The sequence below is a fragment of the Sphingomonas sp. AAP5 genome (assembly GCF_004354345.1).
Classification (GTDB): domain Bacteria; phylum Pseudomonadota; class Alphaproteobacteria; order Sphingomonadales; family Sphingomonadaceae; genus Sphingomonas; species Sphingomonas glacialis.
Map to the genome: position 1 here is coordinate 575534 of NZ_CP037913.1, position 16140 is coordinate 591673.

The 16140-nt window shown below is 66.0% G+C and carries 13 protein-coding genes; 3 read left to right on the forward strand and 10 right to left on the reverse strand.

The window, feature by feature from the left end:
* Positions 1–101 precede the first annotated feature (101 nt).
* Together E2E30_RS02645 and E2E30_RS02650 are read right to left on the reverse strand one after the other, a co-directional pair.
* Entirely contained in the window at positions 102–1259 is a 1158-nt protein-coding gene (locus tag E2E30_RS02645) for a saccharopine dehydrogenase family protein (protein WP_133186989.1), read from the reverse strand.
* A 117-nt stretch (positions 1260–1376) separates the two neighbouring features.
* Positions 1377–3191: an ABC transporter transmembrane domain-containing protein gene (locus tag E2E30_RS02650; protein WP_133186991.1), complete on the reverse strand. Its 1815-nt coding sequence runs from the start codon at positions 3189–3191 to the stop codon at positions 1377–1379.
* Positions 3192–3323: 132 nt separating this feature from the next.
* Between E2E30_RS02650 and E2E30_RS02655 the strand changes: the two genes are divergently transcribed.
* Positions 3324–4556, forward strand: a complete 1233-nt coding sequence (locus E2E30_RS02655) for a polyhydroxyalkanoate depolymerase (RefSeq protein WP_133186993.1) — start codon at positions 3324–3326, stop codon at positions 4554–4556.
* A gap of 69 nt (positions 4557–4625) precedes the next feature.
* Here the strand turns inward: E2E30_RS02655 and E2E30_RS02660 are convergent, their stop codons facing one another.
* The 3 genes from E2E30_RS02660 to E2E30_RS02670 form a co-directional block, all read right to left on the reverse strand.
* Entirely contained in the window at positions 4626–5105 is a 480-nt protein-coding gene (locus E2E30_RS02660; RefSeq protein WP_133186995.1) for a pyridoxamine 5'-phosphate oxidase family protein, read from the reverse strand.
* Positions 5106–5575: 470 nt separating this feature from the next.
* Positions 5576–6754, reverse strand: coding sequence for an acetyl-CoA C-acyltransferase (locus E2E30_RS02665; RefSeq protein ID WP_133186997.1), 1179 nt, complete (start codon positions 6752–6754; stop codon positions 5576–5578).
* A 189-nt stretch (positions 6755–6943) separates the two neighbouring features.
* Positions 6944–7378: a MaoC family dehydratase gene (locus E2E30_RS02670; protein ID WP_165954571.1), complete on the reverse strand. Its 435-nt coding sequence runs from the start codon at positions 7376–7378 to the stop codon at positions 6944–6946.
* A gap of 162 nt (positions 7379–7540) precedes the next feature.
* Between E2E30_RS02670 and putA the strand changes: the two genes are divergently transcribed.
* Positions 7541–10531 (forward strand): bifunctional proline dehydrogenase/L-glutamate gamma-semialdehyde dehydrogenase PutA, encoded by a 2991-nt coding sequence (gene putA, locus E2E30_RS02675; RefSeq protein WP_240699090.1) that lies wholly within the window; start codon positions 7541–7543, stop codon positions 10529–10531.
* Positions 10532–10572: 41 nt separating this feature from the next.
* Here putA and E2E30_RS02680 read toward each other — a convergent pair whose 3' ends face one another.
* Positions 10573–11835 (reverse strand): mechanosensitive ion channel family protein, encoded by a 1263-nt coding sequence (locus tag E2E30_RS02680; protein ID WP_133187003.1) that lies wholly within the window; start codon positions 11833–11835, stop codon positions 10573–10575.
* A gap of 10 nt (positions 11836–11845) precedes the next feature.
* Positions 11846–12850: a DNA topoisomerase IB gene (locus tag E2E30_RS02685; RefSeq protein WP_133187005.1), complete on the reverse strand. Its 1005-nt coding sequence runs from the start codon at positions 12848–12850 to the stop codon at positions 11846–11848.
* A gap of 93 nt (positions 12851–12943) precedes the next feature.
* Here E2E30_RS02685 and E2E30_RS02690 point away from each other — a divergent pair, with 93 nt between their 5' ends.
* Positions 12944–13495: a type 1 glutamine amidotransferase domain-containing protein gene (locus E2E30_RS02690; RefSeq protein WP_133187007.1), complete on the forward strand. Its 552-nt coding sequence runs from the start codon at positions 12944–12946 to the stop codon at positions 13493–13495.
* Here E2E30_RS02690 and E2E30_RS02695 read toward each other — a convergent pair.
* Genes E2E30_RS02695 through E2E30_RS20675 form a run of 3 tightly spaced genes read right to left on the reverse strand, consistent with a single transcriptional unit; the run spans position 13471 to position 16089 of the window.
* Positions 13471–14592, reverse strand: a complete 1122-nt coding sequence (locus E2E30_RS02695) for an acyltransferase family protein (protein WP_165954435.1) — start codon at positions 14590–14592, stop codon at positions 13471–13473. The genes E2E30_RS02690 and E2E30_RS02695 overlap by 25 nt on opposite strands.
* Positions 14592–15953, reverse strand: a complete 1362-nt coding sequence (locus E2E30_RS02700) for a putative O-glycosylation ligase, exosortase A system-associated (protein ID WP_133187009.1) — start codon at positions 15951–15953, stop codon at positions 14592–14594. The genes E2E30_RS02695 and E2E30_RS02700 overlap by 1 nt, the downstream gene beginning before the upstream one ends.
* Positions 15946–16089, reverse strand: coding sequence for a hypothetical protein (locus E2E30_RS20675; protein WP_165954436.1), 144 nt, complete (start codon positions 16087–16089; stop codon positions 15946–15948). The genes E2E30_RS02700 and E2E30_RS20675 overlap by 8 nt, the downstream gene beginning before the upstream one ends.
* Between the last annotated feature and the right edge of the window lie 51 nt (positions 16090–16140).

Below are 16140 nucleotides of genomic sequence, written 5' to 3' on the forward strand. Positions count from 1 at the left end.
CGTAGCCCCGGCGAAGGCCGGGGCCGGCCCGATGGGGCGTGCCCCCGGCGGGGCGCGCGCATCCGAGCGGGCCCGGCCTGCGCCGGGGCGACGGCGCGAGCTCATCCGGCGCGGAAGGTCAGCCCCGCTTTCGCCTGCAAGCGGTCGGCGAGCACCTTCCCCATCAGCGCGCCCGGGGTCCAGATGCCGCCTTCTCCCGCGACATCTTCGACCAGGCACAAGGCGGTTTCGGCGATCATCTTGCTGGTCGAGCCATAGCCCGGATCCTTGTCGCCGGTGACGACGCAGTCGATCCGCTCGCCGCCCGCGCCTTCGCCGATGAAGAGCAGGTCGTAGAAGCCTGCGTCGCGTTCCTCGGGCGAGGGGCCCTCGCCGGGCTTGGGGCCCTTGTCGCTGGAAAGCGGGTTCATCCGCGCGATCGCCTCGGCGGCGGCCTTGCCCATCTCGCCGATCCCCGGCGCGACCATCATCTCGTCATAGACGAAGTCGGCGCCATACGCCTCGCCGAGCAGGAAGTTGGTGCGGTGGACGTTCTTGGTGTTGATGGGCGCCATGATGAACGGCGCGACCCATGCCTCGATCGCGCGGTCATATTCGGGAAGCAGGCCCTTGGGCTGTGCTGGCCCCTCGAAACCGGGGGTGAGCGCGAACGGATTGATGAGCAGGCCGAGGATCGAGGGATGCTTGGCGGCGGCGGCGAGCGTCGCCTTGAGGCTGGCGACCGTGCCGCCCGACGCGCCGCCCTGCATTTTCCGCACACGGCCCTTCACGCGCGGCATCGGATGCCCGAACTTGGCCTTGGCAGCGTCCTGCAGCGCGAGCACGCCGAGATCGAACGGGATCGAATCGAACCCGCAGGAAAAGACGATCCGCGCGCCGGTGCGCTTGGCGGTCTCGTGATGCGCGTCGATCATGTGGCGCATCCACGCTGGTTCGCCGCACAGATCGACATAAGCGGTGCCGGTTTCGGCACAGGCGGCGACGAGGTCATTGCCATAGAGCTGGTACGGGCCGACCGTGGTGAGCACGACCTTGGTGCGTTCGCACAAGCTGCGCAGGCTGGCGGCGTCATCCGAATTGGCGGTGACGAGCGGGGTGTCGGCGGGTGCGCCGATCAGGTCGCGGACTTCCTGCAGCTTCGACAGCGATCGGCCCGCCATCGCCCAGCGCTGTGCGCCGCTCTGCGTGAGATATTCGGCGACGAGGCGGCCTGTGAAACCGGTGGCCCCATAAACGATGATGTCGAAGTCTCTGGCCATGGTGCGCTCTCCCTCGTCACCCCGGGTTTATCCCGGGGTCCACCGGGCTGCATGTCCCGACGGCCGGAGTGTGCGGCACGGTGGACCCCGGGACAAGCCCGGGGTGACGGTTAAGGCTTACGCCGCTTCGCTGAACTGCAAGCTCGCGAGTCGCGCGTACAGGCCGCTCTCGCCGATCAGCGCGGCGTGGTTGCCTTGCTCGACGATCCGGCCCTCGCGCATCACGATGATCCGCTCGGCGGCGCGCACCGTTGCAAGGCGGTGCGCGATGACGAGCGTGGTGCGCTCTGCCATCAGGCGCTCGAGCGCTTCCTGGACGAGCCGCTCGCTTTCGGCATCGAGCGCACTGGTCGCTTCGTCGAGCAGCAGGATCGGCGCATCGCGCAGCAGCGCGCGCGCGATCGCGACGCGCTGGCGCTGACCGCCCGATAGCCGCGCGCCACCCTCGCCGAGGAAGGTGTCGAGCCCTTCGGGCAGCTTGTGGAGGAACTCGGCGGCATTGGCCGCCTCGGCCGCCGCCCACAGCGCGTCGTCGGGCGCGTCCCAGCGACCGTAGCGCAGATTGTCGCGCGCCGACGCGCCGAAGATCACCGTCTCCTGCGGCACCATTGCGATGCGGGCGCGGACCTCGGCGGGGTCGGCGTTGCGCAAGTCGACACCGTCGATGCGCACGCTGCCCGCCTCGGGATCGTAGAAGCGCTGGATCAGCTGGAACAAGGTGGTCTTGCCCGCGCCCGACGGACCGACGATCGCGACGGTTTCGCCGGGCTTCACCGATAGCGAGAAATCGTGCAGCGCGGCGACATCGCGCCGCGTCGGATAGCGGAACTCGACATGATCGAATTCGAGCGTGCCGCGCGCGGGCACGGGAAGCGTCGTCGGCTGCGCTGGCGCGCGGATCTCGGGGACTTCGGCGAGCAGCTCGGACAGCCGCTCGGCCGCACCCGAGGCGCGGAGCAGGTCGCCATAGACTTCGGTCAGCGAGCCGAACGAGCCCGTCACCAGCGTCGCGGTGACGAGGAAGCCGGCGAGCGACCCCGCCGACAGCCGCCCGGCGGCGACGTCGCCGACGGTCGACCACATCAGCAGCGTGACCGCGCCGAACAGCAGCCCCATCACCAGCGCGGTCATGATCGCGCGCGTCGCGATCCGGCGCTTGGCGGCATCGAGGCTGCGATCGACCGCAGAGGCAAAGCGCGCTTCCTCGCGCGCTTCCTGGCCGAACGCCTGGACGATCTTCATCGCGGTGAAGGTCTCGACCGCCATCGACCCGATATCGGCGATGCGGTCCTGGCTCGCGCGCGACTGGCTGCGCACGCGGCGGCCGAGCAGCATGATCGGCAGGATGATCAGCGGCACGCCGATCACGATCGACAAGGCCATTTTCGGCGCGAAGACGAACAGCAGGATCACGCCGCCGATCCCGGTGAGGCCGTTGCGGAGCGCGACAGACACCGTCGTGCCGACCGCACCTTCGATCAGCGCGGTGTCCGAGGTCAGCCGCGAGGCGACTTCGGACGGACGGTTCTCCTCGAACCAGCGCGGCGCGAGCCGCAGGAGGTTGGCCTGAACGGCGATCCGGATGTCGGCCACGGTGCGTTCGCCGAGCCACGACACGAAGTAGAAGCGGATCGCGGTCGCGATCGCGAGGACGACGACGAGGCCGAGCAGATCGTAGAAGACATGGTCGATATGCGCGATGTCGCCGGCGCCGTGCGTGAAGCCACGGTCGATCACCGACTTGATGCTCCACGATGTCGCGAGCGTCGTCGTCGACGTGACGAGCAACGCCACCAGCGCAATCGCGAGCTGGAGCGGATAGCGCGAGGTGTAGCGCCACACCATCGCCAGGCTGGCGAGCTTTCGCCCGCTCGGCCGGGGCGGCGCGACGGGAGGATCGATCGGGACGGCGGCGGGTTGTGTTTCGACCATCTGCGGTGCGTAGCAGGCGCCAGACCCTGCCTCAATCCGCTACGGAATTGCGGCAAACCCGGCATTGCTGTTTGCCGCAGCGCAGCATAGACAGTATTTTGACATTTACGATTGTCTGCTAGAAAGTCCGGTATGCTTTACAACGCTTACGAAATGCAGAAGTCGATGCTGGCAGGCGCCAGCGCCATGGCCGATTTCAGTGCCGGACTGCTCAGCAACCCTGCCAATCCCTTTGCCTATTTCGGCGGGGGGGCGGTGCTCGGCTCCGCGCTCGAGGTGTTCGCGCATGCCGCGGCACCCCGCGGCAAGCCCGCCTTCGGGCTCGACAGCACGACGATCGACGGCGCCGAGGTGGCGATTGTCGAAGACGTGGTATTGCGCAAAGCCTTCGGACAACTCAAACGCTTCCGGCGTGTCGACATCGAGGGCGGCCCCAAGCTGCTGATCGTCGCGCCGATGTCGGGACACTATGCGACGCTGCTGCGCGGCACGGTCGAGCGGATGCTGCCCGTTGCCGACGTCTACATCACCGATTGGCGCGACGCGAAGCTCGTGCCGCTGAGCGAGGGCAAGTTCGATCTCGACGATTATGTCGATTATCTGATCGAATTCCTCGAGGCGATCGGCGCGAACGAAGGGCAGGGCGGCACGCACATGCTCGCGGTCTGCCAGCCGTCGGTGCCGTGCTACGCCGCGGCCTGCGTGATGAGCGCCGACAACAACCCGTGCCGCCCCAAGACGCTGACGATGATGGGCGGGCCGGTCGACACGCGCGAGGCGCCGACCGCGGTCAATACGCTGGCGACCGAGCGGCCGCACAGCTGGTTCAGCCAGAACGTCATCGCGACGATCCCGGGCAACTATCCGGGTGCGGGTCGCCGCGTCTATCCGGGCTTCCTGCAGCTCGCCGGCTTTATGTCGATGAACCTCGGCAACCACATGATGTCGCATTACGAGCTGTTCAAACATCTCGTCGAGGGCGAGGACCTCCAGGCCGACTCGACCAAGGCGTTCTACGAGGAATATCGCTCGGTCTGCGACATGACTGCCGAATTCTATCTGCAGACGATCGACGTCGTGTTCCAGGATCACGCGCTGCCCAAGGGCACGATGACGCACCGCGGGCGCGTGGTCGACCCGGCCGCGATCACCGACATCGCGATCCTGGCGATCGAGGGCGAGAAGGACGATATTTCGGGGCTCGGCCAGACCAAGGCTGCGCTGACGATCGCGACCAGCCTGCCCGACGCGAAGAAGCGCTATTACATGGCCGAGGGCGCCGGGCATTATGGCATCTTCAACGGATCGAAGTGGCGCAACAAGGTCGCGCCGGTGGTCGAGGAATGGATGAAAGCGCACGGCTGACGCCGCGCGCTTCATCGTAGGGTTCGGGTCGGCCCTGTCTCCGGTAAAGACAGGGCCGAAAAGTGTTGGTCAGGCTGCGGTCGTGTTCACGACGGCGTGGCTGCCACTTTCGTCGGACTTGATCGTGCCGCCGAACAGCATCTTGAGGCGGCCCGACAGCGAGATGTCGGTTTCCCACAGCTCGGCATTGTCGATCTTCAAGCGCAGCAGCGCGAGGTTGGGATCTTCCTTGCCGCCCGGAAACCAGGCCTCGACTTGCTTGTTCCACAGCTTGTCGATCATCGCGCGATCATTGTCCTGCGCGATCGTGCCGGCGATGCAGGCGAAGAAATCGTGACCCTTGGACACGAACTGCGCCATCACCTTGCCGCCGCCGATCAGGCGATTGTCCTTGCCGACGAAGAAGAACAGCGTGTCGACCAGATCCTTGTCGAGCTGTGCGGTAAGCGGCTCGCTGTGCGACGATCCATCGGCCAGACCGACCATCAGGAACGGGCTGTCGGCCATTTTCTTCCAGAGCGTCTGGGTAATTTCGTGCGTGTCGGCCATGCGAGTCTCTCCTGAAGGATGGTTCGAGAGAGAAACGACGGAACGCGCGGTTGGTTGCCGCGCATCTTAGGCAATGAACGGCGGTGAATGACGGTCGCGCGCCGCTGAGCATTAGAGGATTATCTCATGCTGCTTCCCCCGCTGACTGCGGCTAGCTCTGTCGACATTTGCCGACCGCAAAAAACGATATTATTCACATCGTTGGCGGCAATTTGGCCGCCTAGATGAGAGGTGTACCTATGACGGTCGCCGATCTGTGCCTGATCCTGGGCGTGCTCTTCGCCTTTGGGACGTTAGTCCTGAAGATCATCGAGGTAGCCCGCAAAGACTAGGGTGCACGGGCGGGGCTCGGTCTAGCAGCCGAGCCCCAAACGTATTGAGCCCCGGCCGCTAGCACGACCGGGGCTCGTTATGAGAGGCGCCTATGACATCGCCAACGCAGTCATAGCCGAATCCGGCGCCTATTTCAATTACAGGACCTCGAACAGCCCGGCCGCACCCTGGCCACCGCCGATGCACATCGTCACGACGACATACTTCGCGCCGCGACGCTTGCCTTCGATCAGCGCGTGGCCGGTCGCACGTGCGCCGGTCATGCCGTAGGGATGGCCGATCGAGATCGCGCCGCCCGAGACGTTGAGCAGCTCGTTCGGGATACCGAGCTTGTCACGGCAATAGAGCACCTGCACGGCGAAGGCTTCGTTGAGCTCCCACAGGCCGATATCGTCCATCTTGAGGTTGAAGCGCTCGAGCAGCTTGGGGATCGCGAAGACGGGGCCGATGCCCATCTCGTCGGGTTCGGTGCCCGCGACCGCCATGCCGACATAGCGGCCGAGCGGCTGGAGGCCGCGCTGCGAGGCGATCTTCTCTTCCATCAGCACCGACGCCGACGAGCCGTCCGAGAGCTGCGAGGCGTTGCCCGCGGTCACGTTCATGCCCGGGCCCATCACCGGCTGGAGCGCCTGAAGGCCCTCGAGCGTCGTTTCGGGGCGATTGCCCTCGTCCTTCGACAGCGCGACGTCCTTGTAGGTGACCTCCTTGGTCTCCTTGTTGGTGACGGCCATGCTTGCGCTGGTCGGGACGATCTCGGCATTGAAATAGCCGGCGGCCTGCGCGACGGCGGTGCGGCGCTGCGATTCGAGCGCGTATTCGTCGCACGCTTCGCGGCTGATATTGTAGCGCTTGGCGACCGTCTCGGCGGTGACCAGCATCGACATGTAGACGTCCTTGTGCATCGCGATCAGCTCGGGATCGGGTGCGACGCGCATCTGCGGGGTCTGGACGAGGCTGATGCTCTCGACGCCGCCACCGATGGTGATGTCCATGTTGTCGGTGATGATCTGCTTGGCGGCGGTGGCGATCGCCATCAGGCCCGAGGCGCACTGGCGATCAACCGACATGCCAGGAACGGTCACAGGAAGGCCGGCGCGCAGCAGCGATGTGCGCGCGATGTTGCCGGCCTGGTGACCCTGCTGGAGCGCACAGCCGAACACGACGTCGTCGACGAGGCCACCCTCGATCCCGGCGCGCTCGACCGCAGCGCGGATCGAATGCGACGCGAGCGTCGGGGCGGGGGTGTTGTTGAAGGCACCGCGGTACGCGCGGCCGATCGGGGTGCGGGCGGTGGAGACGATGACGGCGGAACGCATGGGTTTCTTCCTTCTTGCAACGCCTCTCCCGCTTTCGCGGGAGAGGCTACGGAGACTTGGTCCGCCGTCTTCCGGCGGGCCTAGTCGCAGTCGGTGAGGGTCTTCTTCTCTTTCTGGCGTCGACGAGAAGAAGGCCCTCACCCAACCCTCTCCCGCGAAGAGCGGGAGAGGGCCAAAGGCCGCGACCGTTCAAACGAAAATCTGCGACATCCATTCGGCGATCATCGCGGGCTTTTCCTCGCCTTCGATCTCGACCGTGAATTCGTTGGTCTGCTGCCACTGGCCCGGGCGCTTCTCGTCGAAGCTCAGCAGCTTGAAGCGACCGCGCACGCGCTTGCCCGAGCGGACCGGCTGGAGGAACCGGACTTTGTTGCCGCCGTAATTGATCCCCATCTTCACGCCCTCGATGGTCACCGGATCGATGATCTTCGACGACAGCAGCGGCATCAGCGACAGCGTGAGGAAGCCGTGCGCGATCGTCCCGCCGAACGGCGTCATCGCGGCCATTGCCGGGTTGACGTGGATGAACTGATGATCGCCCGTCGCGTCTGCGAACTTGTCGATCATCTCCTGGCTGACCTCGACCCAGTCGGACACCTGTTCGGTACCGATCCGGCCGGTCATTTCCTGAGCTGTAACAGTCGTCACGGCATTCCCCTGAAAGCAAATTCGTCGCATAGGCGACGTCGCGCCGGCAAATGGCACTCACGCACGCCGCGCGCAAGTCTCACCCTGACCGGAAACCGGAACATGACCTTTGACGTAGCGTCCACAGCCCGCAAATCCATGGGCGCTTTGCACCGGGCGAGCGAACCCGATGTTCTAAAGTCGCTTCTGGACCGTGCCGCGCTCACGCCCGATTCGCGCGAGCGGGTAATGGGACATGCGCTGGGCCTGCTCGCCGACCTGCGCGCGGCGCAGGGAAAAGGGTGGGTGAACCAGTTTCTACAGGAATATCGGCTCAATTCGTCCGAGGGTGTGGCGCTGCTGTCGCTCGCCGAGGCGTTCCTGCGCGTGCCCGATCCCGAGACCGCCGATCTGCTGATCGCCGACAAGCTCGGCGATGCCGACTGGCGCGCGCACACGGGCAAGTCGAACTCGACGCTCGTCAATTCGGCGACCTGGGGATTGGTGGTCGGCCGTGCGCTCGTTGGCGACGGGCAGACGCAGAGTTCTCTCCGCCGTCTCATCAGCCGCGCGGGCGAGCCGTTCGTGCGCCAGGCGGTCGGCGCGGCGATGCGGATGATGGGCGAGATCTTCGTGATGGGCCGCACGATCGACGAAGCGATGAAGCGGATGCGCAAGCCCGAGAACAAGGGCTTTACCGCAAGCTTCGACATGCTCGGCGAGGCGGCGCGGACGCACGACGACGCCCAGCGCTATTTTCGCGCTTACACCGATGCGGTCGACGCGGTCGGGCGCGATCCGGCGGCGGGGCATTCGATCTCGGTCAAATTGTCGGCGCTGCACCCGCGCTATGAAGTGTCGCGCTGGGACGAGTGCGTGCCGGCGCTGACCGAGATGCTCGAGGCGCTTGCGCTGCAGGCGGCGAGCAAGGGCATCGCGCTGACGGTCGATGCCGAGGAGAGCGAGCGGCTCGAAATGAGCCTCGACATCATCGGCACCGTTGCCGCACTGCCGAGCCTCAAGGGCTGGGACGGCTTCGGCATGGCGGTGCAGGCGTACGGCAAGCGCGCGCGGCCGGTGGTTGCCTGGGCGGGCGCGCTCGATCGCATCATGAACGTGCGGCTGGTCAAGGGCGCCTATTGGGACAGTGAGATCAAGCGCACGCAGGTCGAGGGGCTGGCCGATTATCCGCTGTTCACGCGGAAAGCTGCGACCGACGTGTCGTATCTGGCGGTGGCGCGCGACATGCTCGATGCGCCGAACATCCGTCCGGCCTTCGCCAGCCACAATGCGCTGACGGTCGCGACGATCATGGAATGGGCCGGCAACAGCCGCGACTTCGAATTCCAGCGGCTGCACGGCATGGGTGACGGGCTGTACGAGCGGATGGTGCGCGAGAATGGCTATCATTGCCGGGTCTATGCGCCGGTCGGCGGGCATCGCGATTTGCTGGCGTATCTGGTGCGACGGTTGCTCGAGAATGGGGCGAATTCGAGCTTTGTGCATCAGTTGGCGGACGAGCGGCTGACCGAGGCGGAGATCCTCGCGGACCCGGTGGCGAAGATCGCCGCGGTCGGCGGCGCGCGGCATCCGAGCATTCCGTTGCCGGTCGATCTGTTCGGGGCGGGGCGGCGGAACAGCGCCGGGCTCGATCTGGCGGACCGGGTGGTGTTGCGCGAGACGGTTGCGGCGGTCGAATCCCCCTCCCGCTTGCGGGAGGGGCTAGGGGAGGGGCGTGCCTCAGGCGCGACTTCGACCGTTTCGCATTTCCCTCCCCCAACCCCTCCCGCAAGCGGGAGGGGAGATGAGGTCGCGCGTGCGCATGCGGCGTTCCCAGCCTGGTCGGCCACCCCCGTCACCCAGCGCGCCGCGTGCCTCGATCGGCTCGCCGATTTGCTCGAGCAGCACCGCGACGAACTGATGGCGATTTGCGTCCAGGAAGCCTTCAAGACGATCCCCGATGCGCTCGGCGAAGTGCGCGAGGCAGTCGACTTCTGTCGCTACTACGCTCAGCAAGCACGCGATGGCCTCCAGCCGATCGAACTCCCCGGGCCGACCGGCGAGCGCAACGTGTTGCGCTTCGACGGGCGCGGGGTGTGGGCGACGATCGCGCCGTGGAACTTCCCGCTCGCAATCTTCCTGGGCCAGACGGTCGCCGCGCTCGTTACGGGCAACAGCGTCGTCGCCAAGCCCGCGCCGCAGACGCCGCGCATCGCCGCGCGCGCAGTCGAGTTAGCGCATGAAGCGGGTGTGCCGCAGGACGCGCTGATCCTGCTCCCCGGCGGCCCCGAAGTCGGCGCCGCGCTCACCGCCGATCCGCGCGTGATGGGCGTCGCCTTTACGGGTTCCACCGCCACTGCGCGGAAGATCGCGCGGTCGCTGCTCGAGGACGACAACCGTCCGATCGTCCCGCTGATCGCCGAGACCGGCGGGATCAACGCGATGATCGTCGATTCGACCGCGCTTCCCGAGCAGGTCGTCGCGGACGTGGTGACATCGGCGTTCCGCTCGGCCGGGCAACGCTGTTCGGCGCTCCGCCTCCTGCTGTTGCAGGAGGAGATCGCGGGCACGACGATCGAGATGCTGAAGGGCGCGATGGACACGCTGCGGCTCGGCGATCCGGCCGATCCGGCAACCGATGTCGGCCCCGTGATCGACCAGGCGGCGTACGACAAGCTGATGGCGTATCGCGCGCGCGCTGGTGTGGTGAAGACGCTCGACGCGCCCGCCGACGGGCTCTTCGTTCCGCCGACTTTGGTGCAGCTCGATCGGATCGAGGATCTGACGCAGGAATGGTTCGGGCCGATCCTGCACGTCGCGACATGGCCGGCGGGCAAGCTCGCCGAGACGATCGCGGCGGTCAACGCCAAGGGCTATGGCCTGACGATGGGGCTCCACAGCCGCATCGCGCGCGCTGCCGACGAGACCGAGGCGCTGGCGCAAGTCGGCAATCTCTACGTCAACCGCTCGATGATCGGCGCGGTGGTCGGGTCGCAGCCGTTTGGCGGCGAGGGGCTTTCGGGGACGGGGCCAAAGGCGGGCGGGCCGCATTACCTCCACCGCTTCGTGGTCGAGCGCGCGGTGTCGATCGATACGACCAGCGCGGGCGGCAATGCGACGTTGCTGAGCCTCGACGAAGGCGGGATCTGAGCCGCTACGTCACCCCGGCACAAGGCCGGGGTGACGGCGGGTTAGCTGTGGCCTGAATCGCCATCGACCGCCGAGTCGCTCGGCGTCGCGCCCGTTCCCTGGCGGTGGGCGGGGACGGGCGTCGGCTCGGCCTTCTCCGCAGCCGGGCGCGGGTCGGTCGCGGCATAAGGCAGCACCATCTCACCGTCGGGCGCGGCGGTGAAGCTCGTCTGCGTGGGATAAGCGAGGCTGATCCCCGCATCGTTGAGGCAGCGGATGATCGCCAGCCCGACCATGTGGCGCGCATCGTAGAATTCCTGGAACGCAGCGCTCGGCGAATCGAATTCGACGTCGAAATCGTAGCTGCTCGCGCCGAAGGTGGTGAAGCCCGCGCGGACGAACTTCATGCCCTTGTCCTCGACCACCGCCTTGATCATCGTCGGCAGCGCCTCGAGCGTCTGGATCGGCGTCCATTGCACCAGCCCAAGCGTGAACACGACGCGGCGATATTCGCGCTGCGTGTTGTTGATGATTTCCTTCTCGAGCAACTGCTTGTTGGCGACGATCCGCTCCTCGCCGGTGACGCCGCGAATGCGCGTCGACTTGAGGCCGATCGCCTCGACCGTACCCGACGATTTGTCATAGCTGATCGCGTCGCCGCGGCGGAACGGGCGGTCGAAGATGATCGCCAGCGCGGCGAACAGATCGGCAAAGATGCCTTGTGCTGCCAGACCGATCGCGATGCCGCCGACGCCGAGACCCGCGATCAGGCCGGTGACGTTGACCCCCAGATTGTCGAGCACGACGATCGCGGCGATCGCGAACACGGCAAAGCCGACGAGGATGCGGATGATCCCCATCGCGCTGCCGATCGCCTCGCCCGAATAATGCTCGTCGGCGGTGCGATATTCGATTCCGCCGATGATGATCTCACGCGCCCAGATCGCGCCTTGATAGCCCGCCGTCAGGATCCAGACGAAGTTGATCGTCGCGCGCACTTCTTGCGGCGTGCCGGCGAAATTGCCCGCGCTGACGAGCTTGACCGCCGCCACCACCATGAAGGTGTTGCCCGTCGCCAGCACCGCCCGCGCGACGATCGCGCCCCAGCGTCGCGATTGCCTGGGGTGCGCACAGTATTTGCGCGCGATACGCCGCACCAAATGCATCGCGAACACCAGCAGGCTGGCAATCCCGACAGCAATGATGAGCTGGAGCCAATGTGTCGCGGCCCAGCGATAGGTCGTGCCGATCAGGCTGCGGAGTTGTTCGTCGAAATCCTGGACGCGGATCGGCGGCAGGATCGAAGTGCTATTCTTGACGGTCATTTAAAACTTCTCAGGCGGCTTTCGCGGAAGACGGCGGCGTGCCCTGTTCGAGGAAAGCGAGCAAGCCGCGTTCGGCGCGGCTCAGATGCTGCGTGCTGCGCGGCAGGCGGAGTGTTTCGCGAAACGCGGACTGTCCGTCCTTGGCGAGCGCGAGCAAAGCGGGGTGGACGTAGGATTTGCGCGCGATCGCGGGCGTGTTGCCGAGCGCTTCGCTGACGGGGAGCAACATGGTCTTGAGGCTGATGTCGTGCGTCGCGCCGGCGAGCGCCTCGAACGCGAGCACGCTCGCGCTCCATGTGCGGAAATGCTTCGCGGTGAAATCGGCGCCCATCGCCTCGCGGATATAGGCGTTGACATCGGACGAGGTGACCGGGTGTGCCTCGCCGTCGCTGTCGACCCAGCGGAACAGGTGCTGCCCGGGGAGATCCTGGCAGCGCTTGACGAAGCGGCTGAGCGATCCGTCGGTGATCGTCAGCACGCGCAGCTTGCCCGACTTGGCCTTGAACTGGAGTTTCAGCGACTGGCCCTTCAGCGCGGCGTGGCGCTTGCGCAAGGTGGTCGCGCCGAAGCTCTTGTTCGCCTTCACATAGCCTTCGTTGCCGATGCGGACCTTGCCGAGATCGAGCAGCCGGACGACTGCCGCGACCGCGGTATCCTTGCCGATCCCGCGCTTGGCGAGGTCGGCGGCGACGCGTGCGCGCAGCTTGGGCAGCGCATGGCCGAACGGCGCGCACAGCTCATACTTGGCCGCTTCCTGCGTCTCGCGGAAATCGACGTGGTAGCGATATTGCTTGCGGCCCTTCTCGTCCCAGCCGACCGCCTGGATATGGCCCGTCGGGCTCGGGCAGTACCATGCATCGCGATAGGCGGGGGGCAGGCCGATCGCGTTCAGCCGGTCGATCTCGTCGCGATCGGTGATGCGCGCACCATCGACATCGTAATAGCCCCAGCCATGGCGCACGGCCTTGCGTGTAATACCAGGGTCACTGTCGTCGTGGTAAGAAAGCTTCGTCATGGCCCTTATGAATGCACGGGCCATCGCAACGTTCCGGAACGGGCTGGCCCTCCCGATGGTTAAGCCGCCGGAACACTTAGCCGGAGACTTCCCATGGCCGATCTTTCAAACGTCCACGTGCTCATTCTCGCAACCGATGGTTTCGAGCAAGTCGAACTCTTCGAACCGCGCCAGGCGCTGCTCGACGCCGGCGTCAAGGTGACGCTCGCCTCGGAGAAAATGAACCCGATCCAGGGCATGAACCATGACGAGAAGGGCGACACCATCACCCCCGACATGCTGCTCGACGACGTCGATACCGAGGATTACACCGCGCTGCTGCTGCCGGGTGGCGTCGCCAACCCCGACACGCTGCGGATGAACGACCGCGCGATTGAGATCATCGAGGAATTCGCCGACGACGAGAAGCTGATCGCCGCGATTTGCCACGCGCCGTGGCTGCTGATCGAGGCCGATGTCGTCGACGGTCGCCGCATGACGAGCTGGCCGTCGGTGCGCACCGATCTCGCCAATGCGGGTGCCGATGTGGTGGACGAGGAAGTCGTCGTCGACGGATCGTTCATCACCAGCCGCAAGCCCGAGGATATTCCTGCCTTCAACAAGGCGATCCTCGCCGCACTTCAGGAAGAGCTGGAAGACGCCTGACCCGAGATTCCCGCTCGCCGCAAGCGGGCGGGGATTTGGTTCATCCAGCTTTGCGCGGGGCGCTCGACCAGGTGGTGGAGCGCCACCGACGTGCCGAGGACAAGCGCGAGATACAGCGCGACCAGGACCGGCGCGATGCTGTGGACATCGTCGAGCAAGGCGAGCTTGAAGATGACGAACAGCAGGAAATGGCTGAGATACGTCGCATAGCTGATCTCACCGAGATAATGCAGCGCGGGGATTTCGAGCAGGTTGCCGCGCAGTCCCGAGGTCAGGGCGAGCGCAAGCAGCGCGGCAGCAAAGGCGGCCGGCACCGTCAGCGTCTCGGGCTGGCCCGATAGCTTTGCGGCATACGCCACCACCGTACAGCCGATCGCCACGAGCGCAGGCACGATCGGTGCATCGCGCCACCGCTCCCATAGCGAGCACAGCGCGCCGCCGACCGCGAATTCGATCAGACAGCGCCGTAGCCCGTAGGTCCAGATCTCGAAGCCAAGCGTCGGCGAACCCGCCATCGCGACGTGCAACAGCCCGAGCAAGCCGACGATCGCGGCGACCACGCCCAAGCTCGGTATGCGCCGCCAGTCAAGCGCGAAGGCGATGAGCGGGAACAGCAGATACGCCGCCCATTCGGTGCTGATCGACCAGCTCGGGTCGTTCCATGCGAGGCGATCGGTGAACCCCCATGTCTGCATCAGCAGGACATGGAGCGGCAGTTCGGCATACGGGTAATGCGCCGCATCGTGCCGCCCGGTCGCGGCAAGCGCGAGCACCAGCGCGAGCGTCGCGCCGAGCACGACGATGTGCAACGGCCAGATCCGTGCAAGCCGGCGCCACAGGAAGCCTGGAACCGCGCGGACCCCGCCGTGCCGCAGCCGCGCGCTCCAGCTCAGCCAGATCACGAAGCCCGAAAGCAGGAAGAAGAAATCGACCGCGAGATACCCCTTGGCGAACACGGCCAGCAGCGTTGGCGGCAGCCAGTCGAGCGACAGCCGAATATGATAGAGCACGACGAACCACGCGGCGATCCCGCGCATTCCGGTCAAGGCGCGGAGTTCGTGGCGGCGGACGGCAGGGTCGGGGGCGGGGGCCGACATCAGGCGGACGCAGGTTCGACCGTTCGCACCGCCCGGCGCGGCTGCCACGGCGCGCCGGCGCGCTTGCGCGAGAGGTAGGTATCGAGCCCGATCTGCGCGCCGATCAGCATGTAGACGAACGGCTGGAACGCGATGCCGATGAACGCCGCGCCGAGCAGATAGACGATATGCGCCGATTGCAACGCGCCGGCGAGCGGCGTGACCCACGCCATATCCGCCGCCGCCTTGCGATAGCGGTGGCGCAGCACTTCCATCCGGAAAATGCCGATCAGGCTGATCGAAAGCCATAGGATCAGCCCGGGAAAGCCTTGTTCGCCGAGCATCTCGAAATAGGCGCTATGGAAGGCGCGGGCCTGATCCACCGTCAAATGGCGGTCGACGGTGGCATTCGCGGCGGTCCCTTCGACGCGTTCGGTATCGTAGCGGATCTTGTTCTGGCGGTACATTTCGAAGCCGCCGCCCATCGGGTGCTCCTTGGCATAGTCCCAGGTCCAGCCCCACACCGCGAGCCGCGTCGAGGCGGATTCGTCGCCCTTGTAGGTCTTGATCGTGCTCATCCGGTTGGTGAACGACGATGGCAGGAAGGGCACCGCGATCATGCCCGCGGTAGCGAGCAGGCACAGATACAGCACCTTGCGCTTGGCATCGCGCAGCATCAGCACCGCGACGAGGCCGATGCACAGCAATCCGGTACGCGTCGAGGTGCCGACCGGGATCAACAGGCACGAAAAGACGAGCGCATAGCAGAAGCCCTTCACCTTCCAGTCGGGCGGGAAGATCGTGCCGTGCCGCGTGAACCACAGGATCAGCGGGATGATCGCGACCGCGACCGTCGAGATGGTCGAGCCTTCGTACAGCCCCGAATTGTTCGACACCATCAAGTTGAGCGAGCCATAGCCGCCGCCGCCGCTCGCAATCGTCTTGATCCCGCCGACGATGATGATCGATGCCGCCGAGGCGACCATCACCAGCAGCAGCGCTTCGATCCGGAGCTTGGTGCGCAGCGTGAAGGGCAGGAAGGCGGCGAACGCCAGGCACTTCCACACCCAGCCCCATTTATCGAGCGCCTCGACCGGGAAATCGGCGGTGAGCGTGGTGCAGTAGCAATAGACCATCAGCACGACGATCAGGCCCTGCCGCGGCGCGACGCGCGTGCCGGTCTTGTCATCGGCGACGAGCCATCCGCCAACCGAAAGCACCACCGCGATCAGCGAGATCGGGATGCTGTTGAGCAGGAAATACGTCAGCCGCTGCGGCGCGACGACGTCGATATAGACATAAGCGAGGACAAAGATGAACGGCCGGCGAAACCCCGCCGCAAAGAAGGCGGCGAGAAAGGCGACGAAGACGAGATCACGCAAGCGGGCGGCCCTTCCGCTTTCGGGCGGGGGCCTCGCCGGGCACGCTTTCGCGGTCGAGATCGGGCCGGCGCAGCAGCCGCCAGATCGTCAGCGCGATCAGGCCGTGGCTGATCGCCAGCGCGAGATTGTCGATCATGCCGTCGCGCTCCTTTCCGATGCTCGCATCCGCCCTATCGCCGGGTGGCCC